This is a genomic window from Pseudonocardia autotrophica (assembly GCF_003945385.1).
Classification (GTDB): domain Bacteria; phylum Actinomycetota; class Actinomycetes; order Mycobacteriales; family Pseudonocardiaceae; genus Pseudonocardia; species Pseudonocardia autotrophica.
Genome location: NZ_AP018920.1, coordinates 2300239 through 2325599, shown reverse-complemented (window position 1 = coordinate 2325599; position 25361 = coordinate 2300239). Strand labels below are relative to the sequence as shown.

22 protein-coding genes and 1 rRNA gene (1 of these 23 running past the window's edge) are annotated in these 25361 nt (G+C 73.0%); 10 read left to right on the top strand and 13 right to left on the bottom strand.

The genetic code is table 11. From position 1 onward, the window contains the following. Positions 1–195: 195 nt before the first annotated feature. Positions 196–1715 (bottom strand): 16S ribosomal RNA (locus tag Pdca_RS10975). 998 nt (positions 1716–2713) lie between these two features. Here Pdca_RS10975 and Pdca_RS10970 point away from each other — a divergent pair. From Pdca_RS10970 to Pdca_RS10955, 4 genes are all read left to right on the top strand, one after another. After that, a complete protein-coding gene (locus tag Pdca_RS10970; RefSeq protein ID WP_085916493.1) occupies positions 2714–2998 on the top strand; it encodes a hypothetical protein in 285 nt (94 codons plus the stop codon). A 12-nt stretch (positions 2999–3010) separates the two neighbouring features. After that, positions 3011–4822 (top strand): glutamine--fructose-6-phosphate transaminase (isomerizing), encoded by a 1812-nt coding sequence (glmS, locus tag Pdca_RS10965; protein ID WP_085916490.1) that lies wholly within the window; start codon positions 3011–3013, stop codon positions 4820–4822. Next, positions 4819–5295, top strand: a complete 477-nt coding sequence (locus Pdca_RS10960; RefSeq protein ID WP_232021511.1) for an MOSC domain-containing protein — start codon at positions 4819–4821, stop codon at positions 5293–5295. The genes glmS and Pdca_RS10960 overlap by 4 nt, the downstream gene beginning before the upstream one ends. Before the next feature lie 131 nt (positions 5296–5426). After that, entirely contained in the window at positions 5427–5963 is a 537-nt protein-coding gene (locus Pdca_RS10955; RefSeq protein WP_232021510.1) for a L,D-transpeptidase, read from the top strand. A gap of 7 nt (positions 5964–5970) precedes the next feature. On the opposite strand, the gene Pdca_RS10950 is transcribed toward Pdca_RS10955, so the two are convergent. After that, the gene (locus Pdca_RS10950; RefSeq protein ID WP_085916487.1) at positions 5971–6279 is read right to left on the bottom strand and encodes a hypothetical protein; all 309 of its coding nucleotides are present in this window, start codon (positions 6277–6279) and stop codon (positions 5971–5973) included. A 176-nt stretch (positions 6280–6455) separates the two neighbouring features. Between Pdca_RS10950 and Pdca_RS10945 the strand changes: the two genes are divergently transcribed. After that, the gene (locus Pdca_RS10945; RefSeq protein ID WP_085916486.1) at positions 6456–8723 is read left to right on the top strand and encodes a WD40 repeat domain-containing protein; all 2268 of its coding nucleotides are present in this window, start codon (positions 6456–6458) and stop codon (positions 8721–8723) included. Positions 8724–8904: 181 nt separating this feature from the next. Here the strand turns inward: Pdca_RS10945 and Pdca_RS10940 are convergent, their stop codons facing one another. Further along, entirely contained in the window at positions 8905–10545 is a 1641-nt protein-coding gene (locus Pdca_RS10940) for a long-chain fatty acid--CoA ligase (RefSeq protein ID WP_085916485.1), read from the bottom strand. 330 nt (positions 10546–10875) lie between these two features. Here Pdca_RS10940 and Pdca_RS10935 point away from each other — a divergent pair, with 330 nt between their 5' ends. Beyond that, positions 10876–11544, top strand: a complete 669-nt coding sequence (locus tag Pdca_RS10935; RefSeq protein ID WP_085916484.1) for an ANTAR domain-containing protein — start codon at positions 10876–10878, stop codon at positions 11542–11544. A gap of 4 nt (positions 11545–11548) precedes the next feature. On the opposite strand, the gene Pdca_RS10930 is transcribed toward Pdca_RS10935, so the two are convergent. Continuing rightward, positions 11549–12421 carry a universal stress protein gene (locus Pdca_RS10930; RefSeq protein WP_085916483.1) on the bottom strand — a complete coding sequence of 291 codons (873 nt, stop codon included), beginning with the start codon at positions 12419–12421 and terminating at the stop codon, positions 11549–11551. A gap of 183 nt (positions 12422–12604) precedes the next feature. Between Pdca_RS10930 and Pdca_RS10925 the strand changes: the two genes are divergently transcribed. Both Pdca_RS10925 and Pdca_RS10920 read left to right on the top strand, forming a co-directional pair. Next, entirely contained in the window at positions 12605–13894 is a 1290-nt protein-coding gene (locus tag Pdca_RS10925) for a S8 family serine peptidase (RefSeq protein ID WP_174824406.1), read from the top strand. A gap of 1 nt (position 13895) precedes the next feature. Further along, entirely contained in the window at positions 13896–14105 is a 210-nt protein-coding gene (locus tag Pdca_RS10920) for a hypothetical protein (protein WP_085916481.1), read from the top strand. Between the two features lie 83 nt (positions 14106–14188). Here Pdca_RS10920 and Pdca_RS10915 read toward each other — a convergent pair whose 3' ends face one another. Then, entirely contained in the window at positions 14189–15256 is a 1068-nt protein-coding gene (locus Pdca_RS10915) for a Glu/Leu/Phe/Val dehydrogenase dimerization domain-containing protein (RefSeq protein WP_085916480.1), read from the bottom strand. A gap of 350 nt (positions 15257–15606) precedes the next feature. Here Pdca_RS10915 and Pdca_RS10910 point away from each other — a divergent pair, with 350 nt between their 5' ends. After that, a complete protein-coding gene (locus tag Pdca_RS10910) occupies positions 15607–15918 on the top strand; it encodes a hypothetical protein (RefSeq protein ID WP_085916479.1) in 312 nt (103 codons plus the stop codon). A 190-nt stretch (positions 15919–16108) separates the two neighbouring features. Here Pdca_RS10910 and Pdca_RS10905 read toward each other — a convergent pair whose 3' ends face one another. The 7 genes from Pdca_RS10905 to Pdca_RS10880 form a co-directional block, all read right to left on the bottom strand. Continuing rightward, positions 16109–17347, bottom strand: a complete 1239-nt coding sequence (locus tag Pdca_RS10905) for an NRAMP family divalent metal transporter (RefSeq protein WP_373865547.1) — start codon at positions 17345–17347, stop codon at positions 16109–16111. A gap of 137 nt (positions 17348–17484) precedes the next feature. Next, positions 17485–18459, bottom strand: a complete 975-nt coding sequence (locus Pdca_RS10900) for a winged helix-turn-helix domain-containing protein (RefSeq protein WP_085916478.1) — start codon at positions 18457–18459, stop codon at positions 17485–17487. A gap of 75 nt (positions 18460–18534) precedes the next feature. Next, complete coding sequence (locus Pdca_RS10895; RefSeq protein ID WP_085916477.1) at positions 18535–19464, bottom strand: 5-oxoprolinase subunit C family protein; 930 nt, start codon at positions 19462–19464, stop codon at positions 18535–18537. After that, the gene (locus Pdca_RS10890) at positions 19464–20111 is read right to left on the bottom strand and encodes a 5-oxoprolinase subunit B family protein (protein WP_232021509.1); all 648 of its coding nucleotides are present in this window, start codon (positions 20109–20111) and stop codon (positions 19464–19466) included. Before Pdca_RS10890 ends, Pdca_RS10895 begins: the two co-directional genes overlap by 1 nt. A gap of 145 nt (positions 20112–20256) precedes the next feature. Next, positions 20257–21195: a MinD/ParA family ATP-binding protein gene (locus Pdca_RS10885; protein WP_085916476.1), complete on the bottom strand. Its 939-nt coding sequence runs from the start codon at positions 21193–21195 to the stop codon at positions 20257–20259. A 45-nt stretch (positions 21196–21240) separates the two neighbouring features. Continuing rightward, on the bottom strand, positions 21241–21387 hold the full coding sequence (locus Pdca_RS35460; RefSeq protein ID WP_158092354.1) for a hypothetical protein: 147 nt from the start codon (positions 21385–21387) through the stop codon (positions 21241–21243). A 62-nt stretch (positions 21388–21449) separates the two neighbouring features. Beyond that, positions 21450–22589, bottom strand: coding sequence for a nucleotide-binding protein (locus Pdca_RS10880; RefSeq protein ID WP_085916475.1), 1140 nt, complete (start codon positions 22587–22589; stop codon positions 21450–21452). 486 nt (positions 22590–23075) lie between these two features. Here Pdca_RS10880 and Pdca_RS10875 point away from each other — a divergent pair, with 486 nt between their 5' ends. Beyond that, entirely contained in the window at positions 23076–24014 is a 939-nt protein-coding gene (locus tag Pdca_RS10875; RefSeq protein WP_085916474.1) for a helix-turn-helix domain-containing protein, read from the top strand. Positions 24015–24023: 9 nt separating this feature from the next. Here Pdca_RS10875 and Pdca_RS10870 read toward each other — a convergent pair whose 3' ends face one another. Further along, on the bottom strand, positions 24024–25361 hold the final stretch of the coding sequence (locus Pdca_RS10870) for a hypothetical protein (RefSeq protein WP_125911357.1). The gene runs 26553 nt beyond the window's last position; 1338 of the gene's 27891 nt are visible here — the last part of the coding sequence; the start codon falls outside the window, past its right edge; the stop codon is at positions 24024–24026.

Sequence of the window (25361 nt, the reverse complement as noted above, 5' to 3'; positions counted from 1 at the left end):
ACAACACCCAACCGGATGTCCCCTCAGGACCCAACAGTGTGCCGAACTCAGCCTTGACGCCTCATGTTCCACCCAGACACACCCCGGAACACGAACGGCCCCGACAGGCATGATCTCGAATAAGGAACCAACACAATCCACACAAAACAACGTGCGTAAAACGTTGGCGCCTCACCACTCGGTGAGACTCCTTAGAAAGGAGGTGATCCAGCCGCACCTTCCGGTACGGCTACCTTGTTACGACTTCGTCCCAATCGCCAGTCCCACCTTCGACAGCTCCCTCCACAAGGGTTGGGCCGCCGGCTTCGGGTGTTACCAACTTTCGTGACGTGACGGGCGGTGTGTACAAGGCCCGGGAACGTATTCACCGCAGCGTTGCTGATCTGCGATTACTAGCGACTCCAACTTCACGGGGTCGAGTTGCAGACCCCGATCCGAACTGAGACTCACTTTAAGGGATTCGCTCCACCTCACGGTCTCGCAGCCCTCTGTATGAGCCATTGTAGCATGTGTGAAGCCCTGGACATAAGGGGCATGATGACTTGACGTCATCCCCACCTTCCTCCGAGTTGACCCCGGCAGTCTCCCATGAGTCCCCACCATTACGTGCTGGCAACATGGAACAAGGGTTGCGCTCGTTGCGGGACTTAACCCAACATCTCACGACACGAGCTGACGACAGCCATGCACCACCTGCACACAGGCCACAAGGGAAACGACATCTCTGCCGCGGTCCTGTGCATGTCAAACCCAGGTAAGGTTCTTCGCGTTGCATCGAATTAATCCACATGCTCCGCCGCTTGTGCGGGCCCCCGTCAATTCCTTTGAGTTTTAGCCTTGCGGCCGTACTCCCCAGGCGGGGCGCTTAATGCGTTAGCTGCGGCACAGAAACCGTGGAATGGTCCCCACACCTAGCGCCCAACGTTTACGGCGTGGACTACCAGGGTATCTAATCCTGTTCGCTCCCCACGCTTTCGCTCCTCAGCGTCAGTATCGGCCCAGAGACCCGCCTTCGCCACCGGTGTTCCTCCTGATATCTGCGCATTTCACCGCTACACCAGGAATTCCAGTCTCCCCTGCCGAACTCAAGTGATGCCCGTATCGACCGCACGCTCAGAGTTAAGCCCCAAGTTTTCACGATCGACGCGACACACCGCCTACGAGCTCTTTACGCCCAATAATTCCGGACAACGCTCGCACCCTACGTGTTACCGCGGCTGCTGGCACGTAGTTGGCCGGTGCTTCTTCTCCAGGTACCGTCAATTGCTCTTCGTCCCTGGCGAAAGAGGTTTACAACCCGAAGGCCGTCATCCCCCACGCGGCGTCGCTGCGTCAGGCTTCCGCCCATTGCGCAATATTCCCCACTGCTGCCTCCCGTAGGAGTCTGGGCCGTGTCTCAGTCCCAGTGTGGCCGGTCGCCCTCTCAGGCCGGCTACCCGTCACCGCCTTGGTAGGCCATCACCCCACCAACAAGCTGATAGGCCGCGGGCCCATCCCCCACCGAAAAAACTTTCCACACGAAGACATGCATCAACGTGTCCTATCCGGTATTAGACCCAGTTTCCCGGGCTTATCCCAGAGTGGAGGGCAGGTCACCCACGTGTTACTCACCCGTTCGCCGCTCGTGTACCCCCGAAAGGGCCTTACCGCTCGACTTGCATGTGTTAAGCACGCCGCCAGCGTTCGTCCTGAGCCAGGATCAAACTCTCCAACAAAACCCTGACAAACACCATGACCAGCCGACGGGATCGACCAGCCACAGCCAAACAAACTGGCATAAAAACGCCAAAACTATATAAATAGCTCGACACACTGTTGAGTTCTCAAAAGACACCCGCACCACACCACCGGCCTCACAACCGGATCCGAAGGCGGATCGCCTTGACCCCACCACCATAAACACCCGAGAAAATCGGACATCCACCGGGGGGATCTCTGTGGCCAGCGGGCCTGTTGACCGGGCTCTCAGGCCCGTTCTGTCCGGCTCACTCGCTGACCTGGATAAAGTTACAGCAGCCCTCAGGGCACGCGAACAGGGGGGTCTGTTTTCGGTGTCGTCGCAGGTCACGGGCCGTTTCGAGCGCTGCCCGGCGTGATCGTCCGGTGCGACGGCGCGACCGGGTGGGCGGCGGTGTCGGGCCGAGACACCGTCGAAACGGTGCTCCGGCGAGCTGACGCCTCGCCGCGCGAGTGCCTCCGCGGTCGGTTGTCCCGTCGGGCGGTTGTCCCGTCGGGTGGATGTCGCGTCGGGTGGATGTCGCGTCGGGTGGATGTCGCGTCGGGTGGATGTCGCGTCGGGTGGATGTCACCGCGTCGTCGCCTCACCGTGTGGGTGCCCCGTCGCGTGGTACCCCGTCAACCGGATGCCTCGTCGGACTGTGGCCTGGAGCCGGCGCCCCTCCCCCGGCGACAGCTCGCCCCCACCCCGTGGCGATCGGACGCCCTGCGGGGCCTGCTCCTCCCGCACCCGATGGGCCACCGCCACGCACCTCGCCCCGGCACCCGCCCGGTGCGCGACCCCGGGTTCGCCGACGCACACCACTCGTTCCGGCACCGCCTCCGTCCGGCGGCGCACCGAGCGGAGTGGGCCCACACACCCCGCCGCGGGTGCCGCGGCGAGTGTCATCGGATCTCGGGGCGAGTCACTCAGGCGGGCGTTCCGCTTCGTGTCGGGCCCATCCTTGCCCGGATCCGGGCAGGAATGTGGCCGTCGATGCCTCGGACAGTCAGGATCGGGGCCGTGGATCCGGATCTCGTGCGACACGTCGTTGCGACGACCGGTCTACCGCGGGAGGTCGCGGCGCGTGTCGTCGCCGATGTCGTCGCGCACTTCGCCGAGACCACCGAGCAGTTCGTCCGGCGCAAGCACCGCGAGCTGCAGGCCCGTGGGCTGCGCAACGACGAGATCTGGCCCCGGATCGGTGCCGAGCTCGGCACCCGGGTGGTCGCGCCCGGCGAGGTCTCGGCGCGCCGCCTGCGCAGGATCGTCTACGGCTGAGGAGGACGTCGCATGTGCGGCATCGTGGGTTACGTCGGGTCGCGGGAGGCCGCCGTCGTACTGCTGGACGGTCTGGCGCGACTGGAGTACCGGGGTTACGACTCGGCGGGTCTCGCGCTCGTGCACCGGCGGAAGGTGACGGTGCGGCGCACCGCGGGCCGGGTCGAGGACCTGCGGGACCTCCTGGGCGAGAACCCACCCCGCGGGCGGACCGGCATCGCGCACACCCGCTGGGCGACCCATGGCGAGCCCAGCGACCGCAACGCGCATCCGCACACCGATACGTCCGGCCGGATCGCCGTGGTGCACAACGGGATCATCGAGAACGCCGATGCGCTGCGCAGCGCACTGACCGCGCGCGGTGTGGCGCTCGCGTCGGATACCGACAGCGAGGTGCTCCCCCATCTCGTCGCGGAGGCCCTGGAGGCGGGTGCCGGGTCGCTCGCCGAGGCCGTCCGCGCCGCGCTGGCTCAGGTCGAGGGGACCTACGGCCTGGTGGTGCTCGACGCCCGGGCGCCCGACGAGCTGGTCGTCGCCCGCAACGGGAGCCCGATCGTGCTGGGCCTCGGCGACGGCGAGATGGTCGTCGCGTCGGACCTGGCCGCCGTCGTGCGGCACACCCGGCAGGTCGTGTTCCTCGACGACGGCGAGCTGGTCACCGTCCGCGCCGACGGTATCGAGGGCTCGACCCGCATCGCGCCCACCACGGTCGACGCCGACACCGGTGACTACGCGCTCGGCGGGCATCCCGACTTCCTCGCCAAGGAGATCGCCGAGCAGCCCGACGCGGTCCGGCGCGCGCTGGCCGGGCGGCTCGACACCCGTTTCGCCACCACCCGGCTCGGTGGCCTGGAGCTGGATCCTAGGGACCTGCGCGGGGTGCGCCGGGTGCTGTTCCTCGGCTGCGGCTCCGCCTACTACGCCGGCGAGATCGGCGCCGGACTGGTCGAGGAGCTCGCCCGGATCCCGGCGGCGGCCGAGCCGGCGGGCGAGTTCCGGTACCGGAACCCGGTCGTCGACCCGGACTGTCTCTACGTCGCGGTCAGCCAGTCCGGCGAGACGGCCGACACCCTCGCCTCGGTGCAGGAGCTGCGCCGCAAGGGCGGCCGGGTGATCGGCGCGGTGAACGTGATCGGGTCGGCGATCGCCCGCGAGTGCGGGAACGGGATCTTCCTGCACTCCGGACCCGAGGTGTCGGTCGCCTCGACCAAGGCCGTCACCAACATGGCGGTGTCGTTCGCGATGCTCGCCGTCCTGCTCGGGCGGGTGCGCGACCTGTCCGTCGCCGACGGCCGCCGGCTGGTCGAGGGTCTGCAGTCACTCCCCGGGCACATCGCCGAAATCCTGGAACGGGACGGCGAGATCGCCGAGATCGCGAAGCGGCACGCCGGCGCGTCGTCGATGTTCTTCGTCGGCCGCACCCGCTGCCGCCCGGTCGCCCGGGAGGGCGCGCAGAAGCTCAAGGAGATCTCCTACATCCACGCGGAGGCCTACCCGGCGTCCGAGCTGAAGCACGGCCCGCTCGCGCTGGTCACCCCGGAGATGCCGAGCGTCGTCCTGGTCCCCGACGACGAGCTGCTCGCCAAGAACGTCGGCACCATCGAGCAGATCCGTGCCCGCGGCGGCCCGGTCGTCGCGGTGACCGACGCGGAGCTCCCGGACGGGCTCGCCGACGACGTCCTGCGGGTGCCGCGGACCGAACCGGAGCTGGCGCCGATCCTGCTCGCCGTGCCGTTGCAGCTGTTCGCCCGTCATCTCGCCGTCGCGCTGGGCCGCGACGTCGACAAGCCGCGCAACCTGGCGAAGTCGGTGACCGTCGAGTGAGCCCGGACGGGCCGATGCGGGTCGCCGCCGTGCACGTCGCACCGGAGCGGGGCGCGCCGATGCGCGCGGTCGAGCAGGTCGAGGCATTCGCCGGGCAGGGCCTCGCCGGCGACCGGTACCTCGGCACCCGGCACCGGCACGTCACGGTGCAGAGCCGCACCGAGCTCGACGCCGCCGCCGAAGCGCTCGGCGCGCCGGTCGAACCCGGCCGCACCCGGCGCAACATCACCGTCGACCGGGGTGCGATCCCCACCGAGCCGGGCACCCGGATCGTCGTGGGCGGGCCGGACGGTGTGCTGCTGGAGGTGGTCCGCCGCGCCGCACCGTGCCGGGTGATGGAGACGGCGGTCGGGCCGGGAGCGCGACGCGCGCTGCACGACCGGGGCGGTGCCGTCTGCCGGGTGCTCACGTCGGGCACCATCGCGCCCGGGGACCCGGTCACGGTCGCCCGCACCGGCATCACCCGTTCGTGAGTCAACCGCGGCACCGGTCGCGGCGTCCTCCGTCACGGAGGACGAGCTCGCGCGTTGAACACGTTCGAGGGACCACGATCAGGGGAGCTGCACAGGTGCGAAGCAGGACGGTACGCCGGGTCAGGAGCACGGTGGCGGTGCTGGCCGGGACCGTCGTGCTCGCCGGGGTCGCGACGGCGGGTGTCGCGATGGCCGGCGCGGAGGCCGAGAGCAGCGACGTCGCGCGCCAGGTGCACACCGAGAAGCAGGTCGCGGGAACCCCCTGCTCGGTCTCCGCACGGGCCTGCGTCGACCTGGAGTCGCAGCAGGCGTGGCTGATCACGAACGGCGAGATCACCCGCGGCCCGGTCCCGATCGCGTCCGGCGGGGCGGGCCAGGAGACACCGATCGGCCACTCGTTCCGGGTGTACCGCAAGGAGGCCGACCATCGCAGTGGCGAGTTCGAGGCGCCCGGTGGCGGCCCGGCGCCCATGCCGTGGTCGGTCTTCTTCGCCGACGGCGGCATCGCGTTCCACGGTGGTGACCGCGACCGGGCGTCGGCGGGCTGCGTGAAGCTCGACACCGCGCAGGCACGCGCGTTCTTCGACGATCTGCAGGTCGGCGACAAGGTCCAGGTGCTCGACGCCGCGACCGAGCGGGCCGAGCGGGAGAAGCTCGCCGCCGTCTGACGGCCGGCTACCGGCGGCCGAGCCGCCGCGCGTTGCTCCGTACCGCGGCCCGGATCGGCGCCAGCGCCCTGGCCGCTGTCGCCGGCCCGGGCACCGAGGTCCCGGCGATGACCGCGGCCCGGGAGAACGCATCGAGCTTCTCGGTCCACATCCGGGTGATCTCGCGCCGCTCCCGGGGCCCCGGCGGCCAGCCGCCGACGACCAGCTGCGCGGTTCGCTGCGCGATCACCACCGGCGAGGTGACCGCGATCCCGGCGAGCGCGAGCCAGGGGGCGACGAGCGCGCCGGCGGTGCCGGCACGAGAGGTACGAGCCATGAGCCGGACGGTAGACCTGCCCCCCGACATCGTCCGATCGTGGCGCAACGGTCCGCCGGTCACCGAGTGATCACGACCGGTCACCGCCGGTCGGTCCGCGACACCCCCTTCCTCGTTAACGATGCCTCGCGGGGCTCCGACACGGAACCGACCACGACCCCGGGGAGGACCACCGCATGCCCGTCGAGACGTTCTGGGACGGCCTGGAGCGGCGCATCGCCACCGGTGACGCGCTGTCCGGCGGCCTCGAGGGGCTGAACCCGCCGCCTGGCGTGACGCCCGAGGCGCTGCGCCGGATCCTGGATCTGGAGGCGCACCACCTGCGCGATCCCGATCTCGCGGGCCGGCCGGCGGCACTGCCCCAGCAGCTGCTCGCCCGGGCGGTCGCCACCGGGGAGAGCGCGCTGGCCGGTGCCGCCCGGAAGCGGATCGACGCGCGCGGGCTGCTGGTGCTGGCCACCCGGTGGCGGACCCGGCCCGCGTCGGCCGCCCTGCGGCGGATCCTCGACGGCCACGGCGACGCCGTCACCGGACTGATCCTCGAACCGGGTGGCCGGCTGCTCTCGGTGGACGCGTCCGGATCCGTACTCGCCTGGGACACCGGCACCGGGCTGCCCGCCGGGACCGATCCGGTCGCGGGTGCCTGCGGTCCCCGGCCCGCGCTCTCCTCTCCCCCGGTCCGCGCGCTCGCCGTCTCCGACGACGGCGGGTTGATCGCGGTGGCACAGGCCGGTGACGTGGTCCGGGTGCTGGCCGGGCACGGCGCCGAGGTCGGCACACTGACCGCGTCCGGGGATCTCGAGGTGCTCACCTTCGCCTGCACGGCCGCCGGGGCGACCCGGCTGGCCGGCGGCGCAGCCGACGGCACCGTCCGGATCTGGGACGTGATCGACGGTACGGCGGTGGCGAACGGTGCTGCGGTCACGATCCGCGAGGGGCACACCGGCCCGGTCCGGGCGCTCGTCGCCGGCGGGCCCGGCACGATCGTGTCCGGCGGTGCCGACGGCGCGCTGCGGGCGTGGGACGTCGCGTCCGGCGCCCTGCTCGCCGGGCTGGAGGGTGACGCCCCGGTCACCGGGCTCGCCCGCAGCGGGGCCGCCGAGCTGCTGGTCACCACCGCCGACGGTGGTGTGCACCTGCTCGATCTGGTCGCGGGCGTCCCGCAGGGGCCCGAACGGCTCGGCGGGGGGACCTCCGCGACGGCGGCCGCCGCGGCCGGGACCGGGAGCGCGCTCGTCGCCCGTGCCGACGGCGTCGTCGAGCTCTGGCGGACCGGTGCCGACGAGGAGGCAGCGCCGGTGCTGCTGGCCGGGCACGGCTCCGCCGTCCGCGCCGCCGCACTGGGTGCCGACGGGACGACCGCAGCAACCGGCGACGACCACGGCCGGATCCTGGTGTGGGACACCACCGGGGTCGTCGACCGCGGGGACCGGCCGGGGCTGCCCGCCGAGGTCGGGGCGATCGCCGTCGCCGGGGATCTCGTCGTGTCCGCCGCCCGCGACGCCGGGCTGCTGCTGGCCCGCGACCGGCACACCGGTGACGAGCGCTGGCGGTGCTCGACCGGCGCCGAGCACGTGTGGTCGGACACCGGCGGGACGCGGCTGTTCACCGTCGCCGACGGGTCCGCCGGCCGGATCGACGAGCGGCACGCGGCCACCGGCGTGCGGGCCGGATCGGTGGGAGTGAAGGGGACCGTGCTGACCGGGCGGGGCACGCTCGTCGTGCTCGGCGGCACCGGTCAGGAGGCCGATCGGGTCGCCGTCGCCGACGCCCGCACCGGCCGGGAGTTCCGCTCCGTTCAGCTGCCCGCCCCGGCGCGCCGGGCCGCGCTCACACCCGGCGGAAGCACCGTGCTGCTCGGCTCCGACACCGCCCTCACGGTGTGGCACACCGCGTCCGGTGAACTGCAGCAGGTTCCGCTGCCCGGCTCGCAGCTGGTCGGCGTCGCGATCGACGACGACGGATGCCACGCGGTCGCCGCGGACGCGAACGGCCGGGTGCACGCCTGGGCGATCGGGGCCGCCACGGTGACCACGGTGCGGGCCGATCCGGTGCTGCTGCGGGCGGTGACCGGGATGGCCGGGCACCGGGCCGTCACCGCGGGCTCCGGCGGGAGCGTCCTGCTGTGGGACCTGACCCGCCCCGGTGTGCTCGGCCGGGCCCCGCTGGACGCCCCGCTCACCGCGGTCGCCGCGATCGCCGGGCAGATCGCGGTCGGCGACGCCTGCGGTGACACGCACTGCCTGGACGTGCTGGAAGGCGCGCCGCTTCCGGCGGGCACGATCCCGGAGCAGGGCCCCGGCGCGTCCGGCCGGTCCGCGATCCCCGGGCCGCGGGCGGCCGACGCCGAGCCGTCGGAGAGCGAGCTCCCCGAGAGCAGCGCCGGGGACGCGGAGCCGGGCACCGGCCGGACCCCGCTGCTCCGCAGGTTGCTGCGGAGCTGAGCCGTCCGGGCCGGCGGGGCCTGCTCCGGTGGCGCGCCATGATCCCTGTTTCGGGAGCGTGGCGTGCCCGTAGGCGCACCGACACTCCCGAAACAGGGATCATGAACGCCGGGTCACGGTGGCACCGCACGACGCCGGTCGATCCCGGCCCCTACCGCGGGGCCGGGATCCGGTCAGGCGCCTATCGGGCGTCCGGGGCGGTGACCTGGTAACCGCCGAACTTTTCCCGCAGCGTCTTCTTCGAGAACTTGCCGACGCTCGTCTTGGGCACCTCGTCGATGAACTCGACGGCATCGGGCAGCCACCACTTGGCTACCCGCCCGGCCAGGAACTCGATCAGCTCGTCGGCGGTGAGCTGCTCACCGCCCTTCACCACGACGCAGGCCAGCGGGCGTTCCACCCACTTCTCGTGCGCCACCGCGATGACCGCCGCCTCGGCGACCTTCGGGTGCGCCATGATCTCGTTCTCCAGATCCACCGAGCTGATCCACTCGCCGCCGGACTTCACCAGGTCCTTGGTGCGGTCGACGAGCTTGACGTAGCCGAGCCGGTCGACCACGGCGACGTCGCCGGTGCGCAGCCAGCCGTCGTCGGTGAACTGGCCACCACCGCCCTCACCGCCGTAGTACTCCTTGGCGATCCACGGCCCGGCCGCCTGCACCTCGCCGGTCGCGACGCCGTCCCACGGCTGCTCCTCGCCGGTCTCCGGATCGGCGATCCGCAGCTCCACCAGCGGGACGGCCGGGCCCTGCTGCGCCCGCACATCGGCCTTCCCGTCGTCGGAGAGCCCGTCGTGCTCGGCGCGCAGCACCCCCAGTGCCGCCAGCGGGGACGTCTCGGTCATCCCCCAGCCCTGCAGCACCGGCAGCCCGATCGCCTCCCGGAAGCCCTCGGACAGCGACTTCGGCACCGCCGAGCCGCCGCACAGGACCGTCCGCAGCGAGGACACGTCGTACTCGGACAGCTTGGGGAGCAGCCCCATCCAGATCGTCGGGACGCCGGCCGCGAGCGTCACCCGGTGTTCGGCGATCAGCGAGAGGATCGCGTCCGGCGTCATCCCCGGCCCGGGCAGCACCAGCGACGAACCGGCCAGCAGACAGCCGTAGGGCAGGCCCCAGGCGTTGGCGTGGAACATCGGCACGACGGGCAGCACGACGTCGCGCTCGCAGAGCCCGAGCCCGTCGGCGAACAGGGTCGCCAGCGAGTGCAGCAGCGTGGACCGGTGCGAGTAGACGACGCCCTTCGGGTTCCCGGTCGTGCCCGAGGTGTAGCACATCGCGGCGGCGGTGTTCTCGTCCTCGACGACGAACCGGCCGGTGACCGGCTCCGCCGCGGCCAGCAGCTCCTCGTAGTCGGACACCCGGGGGTCGTCCGGGATCTCCGGGCCGGCCCCGTCGTCGATGACGACCACGTGCCGCACCGTCTCCAGCCGGTCGATGTGCTGCCAGAACAGCCCCAGCAGCGACCGCTCGACGAAGACCACCTCGTCGCCCGCGTGGTTGGCGACGTAGACCAGCTGATCGGGGAACAGCCGCAGATTCAGCGTGTGCAGCACCCGCCCCGTGCACGGCACCGCCAGATAGAGCTCCAGGTGCCGTGTGGTGTTCCAGCAGAACGTGCCGACCCGGCCGTCCGGCGAGATCCCGAGCGTGTCGAGTACCGCGGCCAGCCTGCGGACCCGGACGGCCCAGTCGGCGATCGTGGTCGTCTCCGTCGTCCCCGCTGGTGTCGCGGTGATCAGTTCCTTGTGCCCGAAGTACTGCTCCGCACGGTGGAAGACGTGCGGCAGCGTGAGCGGGCGGTCCTGCATCAGTCCGAGCATCGGTGCTCCTGGAGCCGTGGTGTCCGGTGAGGTGGGTCACGACGAGGCTACCGTCGCCCCGGCGGTACACCGGAGATTCCCGGCAATCCGTACGGCGTATCCGCGGTCGGCATGCGGCGCAACGGGGATGCCGCCGCGCCGGGTCCGGATCCGGTGTCCTAATGTCCTACGGGTGCGCACCGGCCGATCCGGCCGTGAGTGCCACGGAAGGGTCGAGAAGCCGGCCCGGCGTTCCCCACGGGGAACTGTTCGCGTACGCACGGAAGTGCCGCGGACCGCGCCGGGCGGCAGCCGCCGACCGGATGCCGTCCGCGGTGGCGGAGGTCGGAGATGCTCACCGGATCCTCGGGCACACAGCTCCTGCGCGGCTGCGGCGACGACCCCGCGTTCCGCGCCACCCGTTCGCCCTATCTGGTCCTCGACCCGGATCTGCGGATCGTCGCCGCGAACCCGGCGTACTGCACGGCCACCTTCCGCACGCCCGAGGAGCTGGCCGGACGCCCGGTGTTCGAGGTGTTCCCGGACAACCCGGATCTCCCCGGCGCCGACGGCGTCACGAACCTGACGGCATCGCTGGAGCAGGTGCTGCGGTTCGGCAGGCGCGACCGGATGGTGGTCCAGCGCTACGACGTGCGGATGCCGGCCGGTGACGACGGGTTCGTCGAACGGGTGTGGCTGCCGGTCAACTCACCGCTGCGCTGCCCCGACGGCCGGGTGATCGGCGTGCTGCACCACGTCGAGGACGTGACCGAGGTACTGGCCGCCGGATCGGGTGCCGAGATCGCCGGAGCCGCGCTCCGGTCGCTGGCGGAGGAGAACGCCTCGCTGCGTGACCGCTTCGCCCGGCACACGAGCATCGAGCAGGCCAAGGGGGTGCTGATGGCGAGCCGCCGCTGTACCGCGGACGAGGCGTTCCACCTGCTCCGCAAGCTCTCCCACGACACCAACACCAAGCTGTACACGGTCGCCGAGATGCTGCTCGCGGAGCAGGCCGGGTAGCCGGTCAGCCGCGGACGACCAGCACCGGGCACTGCGCGTGCCGCAGCACGGCCTGCCCGACCGAGCCGAGCACCAGCCCGGCGAGCCCGCCGCGGCCCCGGGACCCGACGACGACCAGACCGGCGTCGGCCGAGTGCTCGACGAGTGCGTGGGCCGGCCGGTCCCGCACGACGATGCGCTCCACCTCGACGTCGGGGAACGTGGCGGACCATCCGGCCAGACGCTCGGCGAGCAGTGCCCGCTCCTCGGTCTCCCACGCCTGGTGATCGATCAGGACGGCGACCGCCGGATCGACGACGACGTCGGACCAGGCGTGCAGCGCGCGCAGCGGCACCGACCGCCGGGACGCCTCGGCGAACCCGGTCCCGACGGCCGCCTCACCCGCCGGTGACCCGTCCACCCCGAGCAGCACCGGCAGGCCGGAGCCGGGCTTCCGGTCGCCGCGCACCACCAGTACCGGCGAGTCGCCGTGCGCGGCGAGGGACACCGCGACCGAGCCGACCAGCAGGCCGGTGAAGCCGCCCAGCCCGCGGCTGCCCACCACGGTGAGCACCGCCGAGCGGGACTCGTCGGTGAGGACCTGCGCCGGGTAGCCGGTCCGCAGCTCGGAGTCGATCTCGATGCCCGGCGCCGCACCGGCGGCCACCTCGGTGGACAGCTCCAGGGTCGCGCGCAGGGAGGCCGAGACCTGCTCCAGGTAGGCGGCGGTCAGTCCCATGTCGTGCCGCGGGGCGGCGGGCAGCGGGGAGAACACGGCGACCAGGCGCAGCGGCACGTTCCGGGAGGCCGCCTCGGCGGCCGCCCACCGGACCGCGTCGAGTGCGGACTCCGATCCGTCGACACCGACGACGACCGGGCCGATGTGCTGTGCGGCCATGCTCCCGCTCCTCCCCCGGCGACCGGTCGTGTCCGGTCCGCCCGATGTCCAGGATGGCACCGCGGGCGCGGTCGGGGCCCGGGCCGTCCGGCCCCGGCGGGCAGGACCGACGGCCCCGTCCGGATGCCCGGAGTGCACCGTTGCGGCACGATGAGTGACTCCACGTCGATCGTCGGAGGCACCATGACCGAACCCCGCCCGACCGATACCGACCGCCCCGGAGCGACCTTCACCGGCCGCTACCTGCTCGTGCTCGGCGACGATCTGCTCGGTGACGACGACACCGCGGCCCGGACGTGTGTGCGGGAGCTGACCGGGCAGGCCGAGATCACGAGCAGCCGCGACGCGCTGCCACTGGCCCCGTCGGGCTTCCACCCGACGCTGCTCGCCCGGCTCGGGGTCGCGGTCGCCGAGCTCGACCCGGACCGGCTGCGGGCCGCCCGCGCCGACCGGCGCCTGCTCGCCGTCGAACCGGAACGCGTGCAGCGCACACTGGGCACCGGTCCGGCCGGCGGGCTGTCCGCCGAGTACCTGCGCGGGTTCGCCGACGCCGCCACCTTCCTGCGTGACCGGGCGGTCGCCGCCGGCACCACCGACGCACCGGCACCCGCCCGGTTCGGTGACACCGACCAGCTGACCTGGGGGCTGCAGGCCACCGGGGTCGACGCGGTGCCCGAGACCGGGGCCGGGATCGGCGTCGCCGTGCTCGACACCGGACTCGATCTGGACCATCCCGACTTCGCGGGCCGCGACATCGAGTCCCGCTCGTTCGTCGACGGCCAGCAGGTCCAGGACGTCAAGGGGCACGGCACGCACTGCGCCGGCACCGCGTGCGGGCCGCTCACACCGGGCTCCGGCCGCCGCTACGGCATCGCGTACGAGTCCCGGATCCTGATCGGGAAGGTCCTCGGCGACGACGGCGCCGGCGCCGACGCCGGGATCCTCGAAGGCATCGAGTGGGCCATCACCAGCGGCGCGCAGATCATCTCGATGTCGCTCGGCGTCGATCTCGACGAGGTCTCCGCCGCCTACGAGAACGCGGGCCGACGGGCTCTCGACGCCGGGGTGCTGATCATCGCCGCGGCCGGGAACAACGCCGAGCGTTCGGCCGGGGACGCCGGCTTCGTCGGTGTCCCGGCGAACAGCCCGTCGATCATGGCGGTCGGCGCGGTGGACGCAGCGCTGGCGATCGCCGACTTCTCCGCGGCGAGCTCCGCGGTGGACGGCGGGCAGGTCGACATCGCCGGCCCCGGGGTCGACGTCCACTCGTCGTGGCCGATGCCGCAGCGCACCGAGTCGACCTCCGGGACCTCGATGGCCGCCCCGCACGTTGCCGGGATCGCCGCACTGCTGTCCCAGCGGACCGGTGCCCGGGGCCGGGACCTGTGGACCGGGCTCACCCAGGCGGCGCAGCGGCTCCCGCTGCCCTCCGGTGACGTCGGCGCGGGGCTCGTCCGCGCATCGGGGAGCTGAGATGGCCAGGGTGCTGGTGTCGGTGGGCCGGGGGTACTCGGCGGACGAGGTGGCAGCCACCTGCACGGCGGCCGGGTTGCGGGTGGAGAAGGTGCTGCACGCGGTCGGTGTCGTCATCGGGACCTGCGACGACGAGCACCCGCCGGACCTGGCCGGGCTGCCCGGCGTCGGCTCGGTGGAGCCGGACGGCGAGGTACACCTCGACCGGTGACCGGTGACCGGTGACCGGTGGTGGCGGGGATGGCGGTGGAGCGCCGCTTCCGATCGGCGGTCGTGCCGCTCCACCACCGGTGCTCACACCAGGGCGGGGAACGCCGGGCGGGCCGCGGCCCGGGCGGCCAGCCGGGCCCGGGCCAGCTCGTGCGCGACGGTGACGGTGTCGGTCCCCCGCCGGTCCGCGTCGTCCAGGATCCGGACCGCGGTGGCGCCGATCGCCCGGATCTTGCCGGCGATCTCGTCGTCGAGCCCGGGGCCGCCGCCGAGCACCTCGGCCTCGCACACGATCACACCGCCCGCGTTGGCGACGAAGTCCGGGACGTAGTCCACGCCGCGCCCGGCCAGCGTCACCGCGAGCGCCGGATCGGCGAGCGGGTTGTTCGCGCCCGGGACGATCGCGCGGGCCCGCAGCGCGTCGAGCACCACCGGGGTGAGCACTCCACCGGCCGCGCACGGGCACAGCACATCGACGTCGGCGGCGAGGATCTCGCCGACCGGCACCGCGACCGCACCTGCGGTGTCCCGGGCGGCCCGCACCCGGTCGTCGTCGACATCGGCGACCAGCACCTCGGCTCCGGCCGCACGCAGCATGCCGGCCAGCGACGACCCGACCTTGCCCAGTCCCTGCACGGCGACCCGGCGCCCGGCGAGGCCGTCGTGACCGGCCCGCTCCAGGGTCGCCCCGATCGCCCGCAGCACACCGCGGGCGGTGAACGGTGACGGGTCCCGCCGGCTGGACACCACCGGCACGTCCTTCGCCAGAACCTCCATGTCGGACGCGTCGGTGCCCATGTCGGCCCCCGGGACGTAGCGCCCGCCCAGCGAGGCGACGTGCCGGGCGTACACCGGCAGGAACGCCGCCTTGTTCGCCGGCGTGGGCTCGGCGTCGATCACGCTCTTGCCGCCGCCGAGCTCCAGCCCGGCCAGCGCGGACTTGTAGGTCATGGCGCGGGCGAGTGCCATCGCGTCCCGGACGGCGTCGTCGAGCGACGGGTACGCGCGCATCCGCACCCCGCCCAGCGACGGGCCCATCGTGGTGTCGTGGATCGCGACCGCCGAGCGGATCCCGGACTCCGGGTCCCGCACGACGGTCAGCTGTTCGAAGTCGTCGGCGTCGAAGGTCGTGAGGGTGTCGGGGAAGCTCATGGACTCTCCACGGGGCGGCGGCAGCGGCGGCCCGGATCGGGACCGTCCGCACCAGTGCACTGCCGGCCCGGACAGCGAAGCAAGATCCGAAACCGATCAGGCCGATCACACGCAAAGAAAGTCGACCACAGATGATATCAGCGTTCGATTATTGTGTGATCTGGAGTCATTCGGTATCGGGAGCCTTATCGGGTCGACGGGAGTCGTCACAGCGCCTACCGTGGTCGGCGATCGCACGGGCCGTCATCCGGCCCGATTGCCGGTCGCGCAGGGCGCCGCCCCGCGACCCGCCCGGCGCCGTTCGCACCACAGGACGGCGCGACCGGGCACCACCCTTCAACGAATCGATCATGACCGTGCACGCCTCACTGCTCCATCCCTACGACCCCTCCGTCGGTGACTCCTCCGTCCGTGACTCCTCCGTCCGTGACTCCTCCGTCCGTGACGCAGTCGACCGGCTCACCGTCGAGTTCGCCGGACATCTCCCCGCCTCGCTCGTCGAACACGTCGTGCGGGGCTCCCGCGACGATCTCGACTCCGTCCCCACCCTCGCCCTGCCCGAGATGGTGGAGCGATTGGCCCGGCAGCGGCTGATCGAGCGGGGCGACCAGGCCGAGATTCACCCGGCCACCGCGCCTCAGCGGCTCGCCGCGCGGAGCTGACGGACCACCACCGACATCCGGTCGAGACCGGATGCGGGGTCCTGCCGGTCCTCGTCGATCTCGCCGAGGACCGCCCGGACACCCGTGCAGCCGCGCCCGGACGTAGCGGTGCAGGCGCTCCACACCGACCGGGGCCGACAACGGCGACGACCGCCCTCGTCGCCGGGGCTCGGCCGGGACCGGGTTCGGCTCAGGACCAGAGACTGCTCAGGCCGAGCACCGCCTGCCAGCCGATGACGATCGTGATCAGCCAGGCGAGCACCCCGATGGCGAGCAGCCAGCGCGGGTACCGGTAGCCACCGAGCAGGTCACGGCGCCGCCAGGCCACCCAGAGCACGACCGTGAAGCCGAACGGGAGGATCAGCCCGTTGAACGCCCCGGCGAAGATCAGCAGCGTGACCGGGGTCGTGCCCGCGATCAGGAAGATGATCGCGCTGACCGAGATGAAGCCCGCGGTGAGCAGGGTCCTGGTGCGGGCCGGCGTGCTCGGGGAGGTCAGGAACGACACCGAGGTGTAGGCGGCGCCGATCACCGAGGAGATCCCGGCGGCCCAGAGGATCATGCCGAACAGCCGGACGCCGATCTCACCGGCGGCCGCGCCGAACGCCGTCGCCGCCGGGTTGTCGGTCGCGAGGTCCACGCCGGTCGTGACGACACCGAGCACCGCCAGGAACAGCACCACCCGCATCACCGCGGTCACCAGGATCCCGTGCACCGAGCTGCGCGTCACCTGCCCCACGTTCTCCGGGCCGGTCAGGCCGGTGTCGAGCATCCGATGTGCGCCGGCGTAGGTGATGTAGCCGCCGACGGTGCCACCGATCAGCGTCGTGATCACCAGGAAGTCGATCCGCTCCGGAAGCACCGTGTTGCGCAGTGCCTCACCCACCGGCGGGCCGGACACGATCGCCACGTAGGTGGTCAGGATGATCATCATGACGCCGAGGACGATCATGATCCGGTCCAGCGCGACGCCGGCCCGGCGGATCACGAAGACCGCGATGGCGATCGCCGCGGACACCGCGCCGCCGATCGCGGTGTCCAGTCCCAGCATCGCGTCCAGGCCGAGGCCGGCACCGGCGACGTTGCCGATGTTGAACACCAGGCCACCGGTCACGACCAGCACCGTCAGCACCCAGCCCGCCCCCGGCGCGACCTTGTTCGCCAGCACGTGCGCCCGGAGCCGGGACACCCCGATCACCCGCCAGACGTTCATCTGGACTGCGATGTCGACCAGGATCGACACCAGGATCGCGAAGGCGAACGCGGCGCCGAGCTGCGCGGTGAAGGTGGTGGTCTGGGTGATGAAGCCGGGCCCGATCGCGCTCGTCGCCATCAGGAAGATCGCGCCGAGCAGGGCGCTGCGGGTGCCCGGCCCCGGCTTCGCCGCCGGTGCGACCACCGAGGGCTCCCGGATCTGGTCTTCGCTCACTGTGTCCTCCTGATCGGTCCACCGGGAAACGCCCGGGCCGCAAGTCTTGTGGATCGTCCTACAATCCTTCAATCCGATCGGTGCATCCTTTGCGATACTCCGAAACGGACGCGACCGGCGGATCGGCCCGAGGCGCCTCACGCGCGATCGAGGACCCCGTAGAGATCGAGCAGCGCATCCCCGCGCGGGGTGCGCTGCACCCAGATCCGACGACCGTCCCGGCGCCGCCGGACCAGGCCCGCGGCCTCGAGCGCGCCGACCTGATGGGTCGCGGTCGCCGGAGCGGTGTTCATCAGCCCGGCGATCTCGGACATCGAACGTTCGACGCGGAGCCGGCCGAGCAGGTCGGCCCTGGTCGGGGTGAGCAGCGATCCGAGCCCGCCCGCGTCCCGCTGGTCCGCCGCGGGCCGGGCCCCGGACGGCGCGGCGAACCACAGCGCGTCGTCCCGTTCCAGGTTGCACAGGGCGACCGGGAGCCCGCTGAGCAACGGCGCCAGCACGACGACCCGCCGGCCCGACTCGACCGTCACCGCATCCGGGTCCGGGATCTCCAGCCAGCCGTCGGCCGCCCGGGCACCGCGGAACATCTCGGAGAGTGCCACGTCGACGGCCCCGCGCGACGCGGCCACGCCGAGTCGCTCGGCCTCGCGCTCACGCAGGTCCGCCTGCCGTGTCCAGAGCGGTTCGACGCGCTCCCAGATCGCCTGCAGGCCGTCCGCGAGATCACCGGCCCAGCCGGACAGCGATCCCTCCAACCGTTGCCAGCGGGTGGGCAACCGGCCGGAGAAGGTCCGGACCAGGTCGTCGCGCAACTCGCGATCGGACATCCCGCGCAGCCGGTCCAGCTCGTCGCCCACCCGGATCGGCCGGCCCGGCGTGCCGGGACCGACACAGTCGGGAGCCAGCGATCCGTCGGTCGGTATCAGCCGGGCGACCGCCCTGACCTCCGGTTCCCGGAGCACACCCAGCAGCCGGGATGCGCCGGTCCGGCGTCCCGCCCTGCGGTCCCGGACGCCGGCACAGGCCACCGCGAGCACGCTGCTGTAGGGATCGGCGACGACCCGGACGGCGACGTCGTCGCCGAGCCGGATCCGGGTGATCGGTCCTCGCACCTTCTCCTCCGGGGGGTGGAATCACGAGCGAACCGCCCTCGCCGGCTACCCGGACGAGGAGACGGCGCCCAGGGGTCAGCGGGTCGGCCAGAACCGGATCCGCTGCCCCGGCCTGGCCTGCGCGGCCAGATCGACGTCGCGGTCGGCCAGCACCGCGGCCACCGGGTATCCACCGGTGACCGGATGGTCGACGAGGAACACGATGGGCAGCCCGGACGCCGGGACCTGCACGCTCCCGCGCACCACGCCCTCGCTGGGCAGCTCCGTGGAGGCCAGCACCGGCCGGCGCTCCATCGGCGGCCCGCTCAGGCGCATACCCACCCGGTTGGTCTCGTTGCCGACCTCCCAGTCGGTGCGGAACAGCCGGTGCATCGACTCCTCGGTGAACCAGTCGTGCCGCGGGCCGGGCATCGCCCGCAGCGTCAGCACCCCGGCGCCGGGCGCGCTGACCGGTGCTCCGTCCAGGCTGGGCACGCCGTCGGCGGGCTCCGGCCCGACCGGAAGCAGCGAGCCGCCCGAGAGCGGGTCGGGCCCCAGCCCGGCGAGCACATCGGTGGAGCGACTGCCCAGGACGGGATCGACGTCGACGCCACCGCGCAGCGCCAGATAGGACCGCAGCCCGTGCACCGGAGGACCCAGCCGGAGCTCGTCCCCGTCGGCGAGCACGATCGGACGCAGCGCTCCCGCCGGGCGGACATCACCTCCCCGGCGGACCGTGACGGGGGTGCTCGCACCGGTGACCGCGACCGTCACGACACCCTGTGCGCGGATCCACAGACCGCCGAAGGTGACCTCGACGGCCGCGGCCTCCTCGGGATTACCGACCAGCCGGTTCGCCAACCGGAACGACGTGCGGTCGGCCGCGCCGGAGACACCGACGCCGAGCGTGCCCAGACCGGGGCGACCGGCGTCCTGGACCGTCGCCAGCGGACCGGTCGCCAGCACCAGTACGCCGCGCGCACCGGCCGTACCCGGGGCGTCCGCCACCACCGCGGGAGCCACCATCACGGCCGGCCGACCGGGACGAACCGGACCCGGGCACCGGGCACCAGCAGCGCGGGCGGCCTCCGGTCGAGATCCCAGACCCGCAGGTCGGTACGCCCGATCAGCTGCCACCCGCCGGGTGACTCCCGCGGATAGACCCCGCTGTACCGCCCGGCGAGCGCGATCGAACCCGGCGGGACCGCCGTCCGGGGCACCGCCCGCCGGGGTACGTCGAACCAGTCGTCGCCGCCGGCGAGGTAGCCGAACCCGGGCGCGAACCCCACGAAGGCGACCACCCAGACCCGGTTGGCGTGCAGGGCGACGACCTCGTCCGGGGTGCGGCCGAGCAGCTCGGCGACGGCGGGGAGGTCCGCACCGTCGTACACGGCGGGGATCTCGACCGGGTCCGACGACGTCCCGACCGGGATCCCGACCGCGGTGCCGAGCCCGCGGATGTGCTGCTCGACCGCCCGGAGATCGGTGCCGGGCCGCACCCGGACCAGGACGCTGCACGCGGCGGGCACGAGATCGAGCACGCCGGACGGCGGGGCGGCCCGGAGTGCGGCGTGCAGGTCCAACGCCGCATCGAGATCACCGACCTCGACCAGTAACGCGGCATCACCGCACGGCCGGATCATCGGGTCGGGGGCGACCGTGGAAGCGGTCATGACGTCCTCCTGGGCATCGCGCCGGCAGCGTGGCGATCCCGTCGCGTCCGGCGTTGGATCGCTCAACGTAGGATTGTTGAACAATCCTGTGCGCGGGTCAACGCTCTTTCGTCATCGGGCGGGTGCAGGTTCGGGGCGGGGCCGGTCAGCGGGTCGCGAAGTCGTCGGAGACCGACGCGGCGATCCGCAGGAACGCCTCCCGGGTGGGCTCCCGAAGCAGGTCGAGGTCGATCCGTCCGCCTGCCGCCAGGTGCGGATCGGACGGGACCGAGTGCACGGCCCGGCAGCGCTGGGCGAAGTGGTCGTGGATCTTCTCGGCGTCGACCTCGTGGCTGGCCCGGTCCTGGGAGAGCACGACGATCGCGTTCTCGGCGTGTTCGCGGTGCCCGTGCGCGGCCAGCCAGTCCAGTGTCTTCCCGGCCCGGCTCGCGCCGTCCACGGTCGGCGCCCCCACCACCACGACGGTGTCGGCCAGTTCGAGGGTGCCCTCCATCGCCGAGTGCACCAGCCCGGTGCCCGAGTCCGTCAGCAGGATGTTGCAGAAGCGCGAGAGGACCGTCGAGATCCGGGTGTACTCCTCCCGGTTGAATCCCTCGCTCATCGCCGGGTCCTGGTCGCTCGCCAGGACCTGCAGGCGTCCCGCCAGGCTGGTGTAGCGACTCATCTCGGTGAGCGAGTCGATGTCGTCGATCTTCTCCAGCATCTGCCGGACGGTGATCGACGTCTCGCCGGTGAGCCGGTCGGCCAGCGTGCCGGCGTCCGGGTTGGCGTCCAGGGCGACCACCCGGTCCCCGCGGTGCTCGGCCAGCGTCAGCCCCAGGCAGGCCGTCACGGTCGTCTTCCCGATCCCGCCCTTGATCGAGGTGACCGCGATCCGGTGGGCGCCCGGGAGCTGGCGGCCGATCCGGCGCAGCAGCACGTTCCGCCCCGCCTCGTCCTCGCTGATCCCGGGGTTGTAGCGGCCGCCGGTGGCCTCGTAGAGCACCTTGCGCCAGCCCCGGCGCGGCCGTTCGGCGGTGCGCCGCATCAGCGAGTCGTGGGTGATCTCGTCGGGGCCGGCCTGCCCCTCGCCGTGGTCGGTCATCAGGTCTCCTCAGGTGCCCGGCAGGGCGGTGGATGTCGGGGCGGATCAGGCCGGGTCGGGCAGCGGCCCGAGATCGGGCAGCGGGGTCATGTCCGGGGTGGTGACCAGCAGCGAGGCGAGGAGCGCCAGGACCAGCACGATCATCGCGAGCAGCACCAGCACCCGCCACCTCCGCCGGTGGAGCATCGTCACCGGCCGGTCGTCGGACGGCCGCCTCCGGTAGCCGCGCCCGGAACGTCTCGATCGGCGCGCGCTCATCCGGACGACCCGCCCGTCCTGCTCCGGGCCACCTCCAGGACGTGCGCGGCCAGCTCGAGGAACCGGTCGCGGGTGGACTCGGCGAGCCGCTCGTACTCGATCGGCCCGCCCGATCTCAGATGCGGGTCGTAGGAGATCTCCAGCGGGCCGCGGGCCCGCCGCGCGAAGTGCGACCGGACCAGCTCCGCGGATACGTCCGGACGCCGGTCGCAGGTCAGCACGACGAGCGCGTCACCGGGGCGGTCGGTCGTCCCGGAGTCGGCGAGCCAGCGCAGCGTCGTCGACGCCCGGCTGGCGTCGTCCACCGCGAACGACCCGACCACGACGACGGCGTCCGCCGCCGCAGCGGCGGCGGACGCCGCCCCGTGCCGCACGCTCGGCCCGCAGTCGGCGACGACGACGTCGAAGAACCGCGCCAGGTGCGCGTCGACCCTCCGATAGTCCTCGACACCGAAGCCGACGTCGTCGGCCTCGTCGGTGGAGCCGATCACGGTCAGCCGCCCGGAGGTGCCGCTCGCGGCGACCAGCTCGCCGAAGGTCTCGACCCGGGCACGCCCGGCCAGCTGTTCCCGGGCGCCGGGAACCGACCCGGTCAGCCGTTCGGCGAGGGTGCCGGGGTCCGGCGCGACGTCCAGCGCCGCGATCCGGTCCCCCCGGTGCTCGGCCAGCGTCAGCCCGAGCCCCGCGGCCACCGTCGTCTTACCGACACCGCCCTTGACCGACAGCACGGCCACCCGGACGGGCCCCCGCACCGGGACCGCGACCCGTTCCCGGAGTTCGGCACGGCGACTCTCCGCGTCCTGGCCGGGGTCCCGGTCCAGCCAGTCCCCCAGCGGTCGCGCGGCCGGGAGGACGGAGGGGGCGCGGCCACCGGCCGGGCGGACCAGCGAGTCGTGGCTCAGCTCGGCGGTGGTGCGGTCGGGCGGACCGGTCGACCGGTCCGGCGGGTGTCCGCGGGCTGGGGTGCCCCCGTCGCCGGGCCCGCCGTCCCGCCCACGCCGGGCGTGCGCGGACCGCAACCGGCGGGCCGCCGCCCGGTGCTCGGGAGTGCAGTACAGCCGCGCGGACCGGTTCTCGGCCTGCGCCACACGGGCGCCGCACCCGGGCAGGGCGCACACCCGCTGCACGGTGTCCATGATCGGTCCTCCCCCATCGTGATCCCCGGCCGTCGCGGCGAGCCCTCCGTGCCGGTGCGCCGTGCACGGCGCAGCCGCCGGCGGTGGCGTCCCGCGGCGGACAGGTCCCCGTGCACCGCACGGCAGGCGGCTCGTCCCCCGATCCGCCGCCACCCGGTGTATTGCCGAGCGAAACAGCGCGGACGGCCCGTTGTCTTGCGCCGGTGCGCAGTGGACTGGCGCGAATGCGCACTGCACGGATCGGCTCGGTGATCCACCCGGTGGCGACGCCGTCGACGAGCCCGGCCGGGGTACCCGTCGGACCGCCCGCGCCGGCCCCTGCCGGATGGGGCCGTCGTGAACTTTGGACGGGTTCGAAGCATTCAGGATGCTGGCTACGATCGCCGTGATCACCGGCACTCCGGCGCATCCGGGCAGCGTCCGCGCGCCGGCGTCCGGGAGCCGGCCACCGCCGTCCGGCGGCTGCTACCTGTGGGGGTGGGACCGATGTACCGGATCGACAGCCTGACCACCAGCACCGACCGCCGGCGGCAGCGGGCCGAGAAGGACGCGTGGCGCGAGTGGTGCAATCACGTGCACGGCGCGATCGACGTCGGCCTCGGCACGGACCACTACAACGGTGCGGTCACCCGGCAGCAGACGTCGCGGTACCAGCTGGTCAGCTGGCGGGCGGACACCGAGCGCCTGACCCGGCACCGCCGTCACGTCCGGGCGGACCCACGCGGGGTGTTCGAGTTCGTCGTCCCGCTCCGGGGATCGCTCTACCTCGGTGAGGACGAGCCCGGCGCCACGACCCTCGCCCCGGGGTCGATCGCCATGGTGCCGATCGACCAGCGGCTCAGCTTCGCGCACGGCGACGGCTCGGTGGCCCTGTCCATGATCGTGCCGTACGAGCGCGTCGAGCACCGGTTCGGCCTGCCCGTCGCCGCCGGCATCATCCGATCCGACAGCGGCATCGCGAAGGTCGGCCGCGACCTCCTCGTCGGGCTGGTCCGGCAGCGCGACTCGCTGACAGCGGCCGACTTCGACACGGCCTGCGAGCACGCGACCGACCTCATCTGCCGGGGCCTGAGCGGGGACCCCCAGCCGGTGGACGCGGCCGGTACCGACCTGATCCACGAGCAGGTGCTGCGCTACGTCCGCGAGCACGCGACGGATCCCCAGCTCACCGTCCGCTCGCTGGCCGTGGCACTGGGCTGGTCACGCCGGCACATCCAGGCCGTGCTCGCCCGCCGGGGGACGACCGCCATCGACCTGATCCGCAACGAGCGGCTCGACCTGGCACGGTCCAGGCTGGCGAGCCCACGCTTCGCCGGGCGGACCATCGCCTCGATCGCGCACTCGGTCGGCTTCACCTCCCCCAGCGCGTTCAGCCACGCGTTCCGGCAGCGTTTCGGCTGCCCGCCGCGCGACGTCCGCCGCTGACCGGGGCGCTCACCCGCCGTTCCCGTCGATCCGGTGCGGCACGCCGCCCGGGTCGGGCGCGACCGCCGGCGGCGCCGAGACGAACAGCAGACCGGCCGCGACCCCGAGCACCAGCACGGCCCGGGCGACCCGGCGGACCGGGCCGGGCATCGCCGGGCGGGCCACGACCCGGGCCGGGTGCCGCAGCAGGTGCCGCACCGTGGCCGACGACGACCCGAACAGCCGGGCGATCTCACGAACGGTCAGCCCGGCCGCGTGCGCGGCGGTCACCGCCCGGTGACGTTCCCGCGTCAGGTCGGCGGGCAGCTGCCGCAGGACCGCCAGACGCTCCCAGTCCCGCCAGAGCCGGACCGTGTCGACGAGCAGACCGGAGTGCACGACGTAGCGGTCACCGGCGGCGACTACGTCGTACCAGACGTCGGTGGGCCGGTACGGCAACGGGAGCACCGCCTCGCTGGTCCGGCGGAACCGGACGTGGTTCCCGATCGCGACCCTCAGCTCGGCCAGTGCCGCCGGGGTCGTGAGCAGCCGCCGGGCCAGTACGACCGGGAGCTGCGGCAGCGCGCGCAGCCACCGCCCGAGATCGGGTGCCGGGTGACGCGCGCGCACCCCGGCACCGGTCAGCCCGCCGACACCGACACCGACCGTGAGCAGGCCGGCCCCGACCGCCACCGCGGTCCCGGCCGGTGCCGCGCCCGCCCACGCCGCGGCCCCGGCCGCGACAGTGCCTGTGCCCACCAGCGCGGCCCCCGTGGCGTGCCGGGCCAACGCGGTCGCCACCGCGGTACCGGCCGACCGGAACCACCTGAGCGCCACCACCGCGGCCACGACACCGAGGACCCCACCGGTCAGCAGCGGCGCCGGGTGAGCCGCCACGACGTCACCGACCGCGAGCACGAGCAGCACCAGCGACCCGCCCTGCGCGACCGTCGCGAGCGCGACCCGCTCGGCGAACCGCTGCCGCAGCGATGGTGTCGTGACCCGCTCGACCAGCCTCGCCGACAGGCCAGGGCCTGCCGCCCCCAGCGCCGTGCGCAGGTAGAACACGGCGATCGCGGTGTAGCCGGGGACCAGCAGTGCCGTGCCCACCCACTGCAGGACCGACCCGTCGACCGGGTACACCGCCCCGGGCGTGGCCAGGTACGCCGTGAGGTGCAGGGCCAGCTGCCAGATGTACACCCCGTACATCGCCGCCGCCGACAGCAGCAGGACCGCCGTCGCCCGGCGGACGACGCGACCAGCCACGACCGACGCCCACCGATCGGCGAGCACGGTGCCCGCGACCTCCGGCGGGACCGGCCGCGCAGCACCGTCCGGGTCCACAGCCGGCGAGCCGCTCCCGGCGGG

Bases quoted from the DNA above. Each gene is read 5' to 3' on its own strand.
- Pdca_RS10970 (WP_085916493.1), top strand. From the start codon at position 2,714: ATGCCTCGGACAGTCAGGATCGGGGCCGTGGATCCGGATCTCGTGCGA.
- glmS (WP_085916490.1), top strand. From the start codon at position 3,011: ATGTGCGGCATCGTGGGTTACGTCGGGTCGCGGGAGGCCGCCGTCGTA.
- Pdca_RS10950 (WP_085916487.1), bottom strand. From the start codon at position 6,279: ATGGCTCGTACCTCTCGTGCCGGCACCGCCGGCGCGCTCGTCGCCCCC.
- Pdca_RS10945 (WP_085916486.1), top strand. From the start codon at position 6,456: ATGCCCGTCGAGACGTTCTGGGACGGCCTGGAGCGGCGCATCGCCACC.
- Pdca_RS10940 (WP_085916485.1), bottom strand. From the start codon at position 10,545: ATGCTCGGACTGATGCAGGACCGCCCGCTCACGCTGCCGCACGTCTTC.
- Pdca_RS10935 (WP_085916484.1), top strand. From the start codon at position 10,876: ATGCTCACCGGATCCTCGGGCACACAGCTCCTGCGCGGCTGCGGCGAC.
- Pdca_RS10930 (WP_085916483.1), bottom strand. From the start codon at position 12,421: ATGGCCGCACAGCACATCGGCCCGGTCGTCGTCGGTGTCGACGGATCG.
- Pdca_RS10925 (WP_174824406.1), top strand. From the start codon at position 12,605: ATGACCGAACCCCGCCCGACCGATACCGACCGCCCCGGAGCGACCTTC.
- Pdca_RS10920 (WP_085916481.1), top strand. From the start codon at position 13,896: ATGGCCAGGGTGCTGGTGTCGGTGGGCCGGGGGTACTCGGCGGACGAG.
- Pdca_RS10915 (WP_085916480.1), bottom strand. From the start codon at position 15,256: ATGAGCTTCCCCGACACCCTCACGACCTTCGACGCCGACGACTTCGAA.
- Pdca_RS10910 (WP_085916479.1), top strand. From the start codon at position 15,607: ATGACCGTGCACGCCTCACTGCTCCATCCCTACGACCCCTCCGTCGGT.
- Pdca_RS10895 (WP_085916477.1), bottom strand. From the start codon at position 19,464: ATGGTGGCTCCCGCGGTGGTGGCGGACGCCCCGGGTACGGCCGGTGCG.
- Pdca_RS10890 (WP_232021509.1), bottom strand. From the start codon at position 20,111: ATGACCGCTTCCACGGTCGCCCCCGACCCGATGATCCGGCCGTGCGGT.
- Pdca_RS10885 (WP_085916476.1), bottom strand. From the start codon at position 21,195: ATGACCGACCACGGCGAGGGGCAGGCCGGCCCCGACGAGATCACCCAC.
- Pdca_RS10880 (WP_085916475.1), bottom strand. From the start codon at position 22,589: ATGGACACCGTGCAGCGGGTGTGCGCCCTGCCCGGGTGCGGCGCCCGT.
- Pdca_RS10875 (WP_085916474.1), top strand. From the start codon at position 23,076: ATGTACCGGATCGACAGCCTGACCACCAGCACCGACCGCCGGCGGCAG.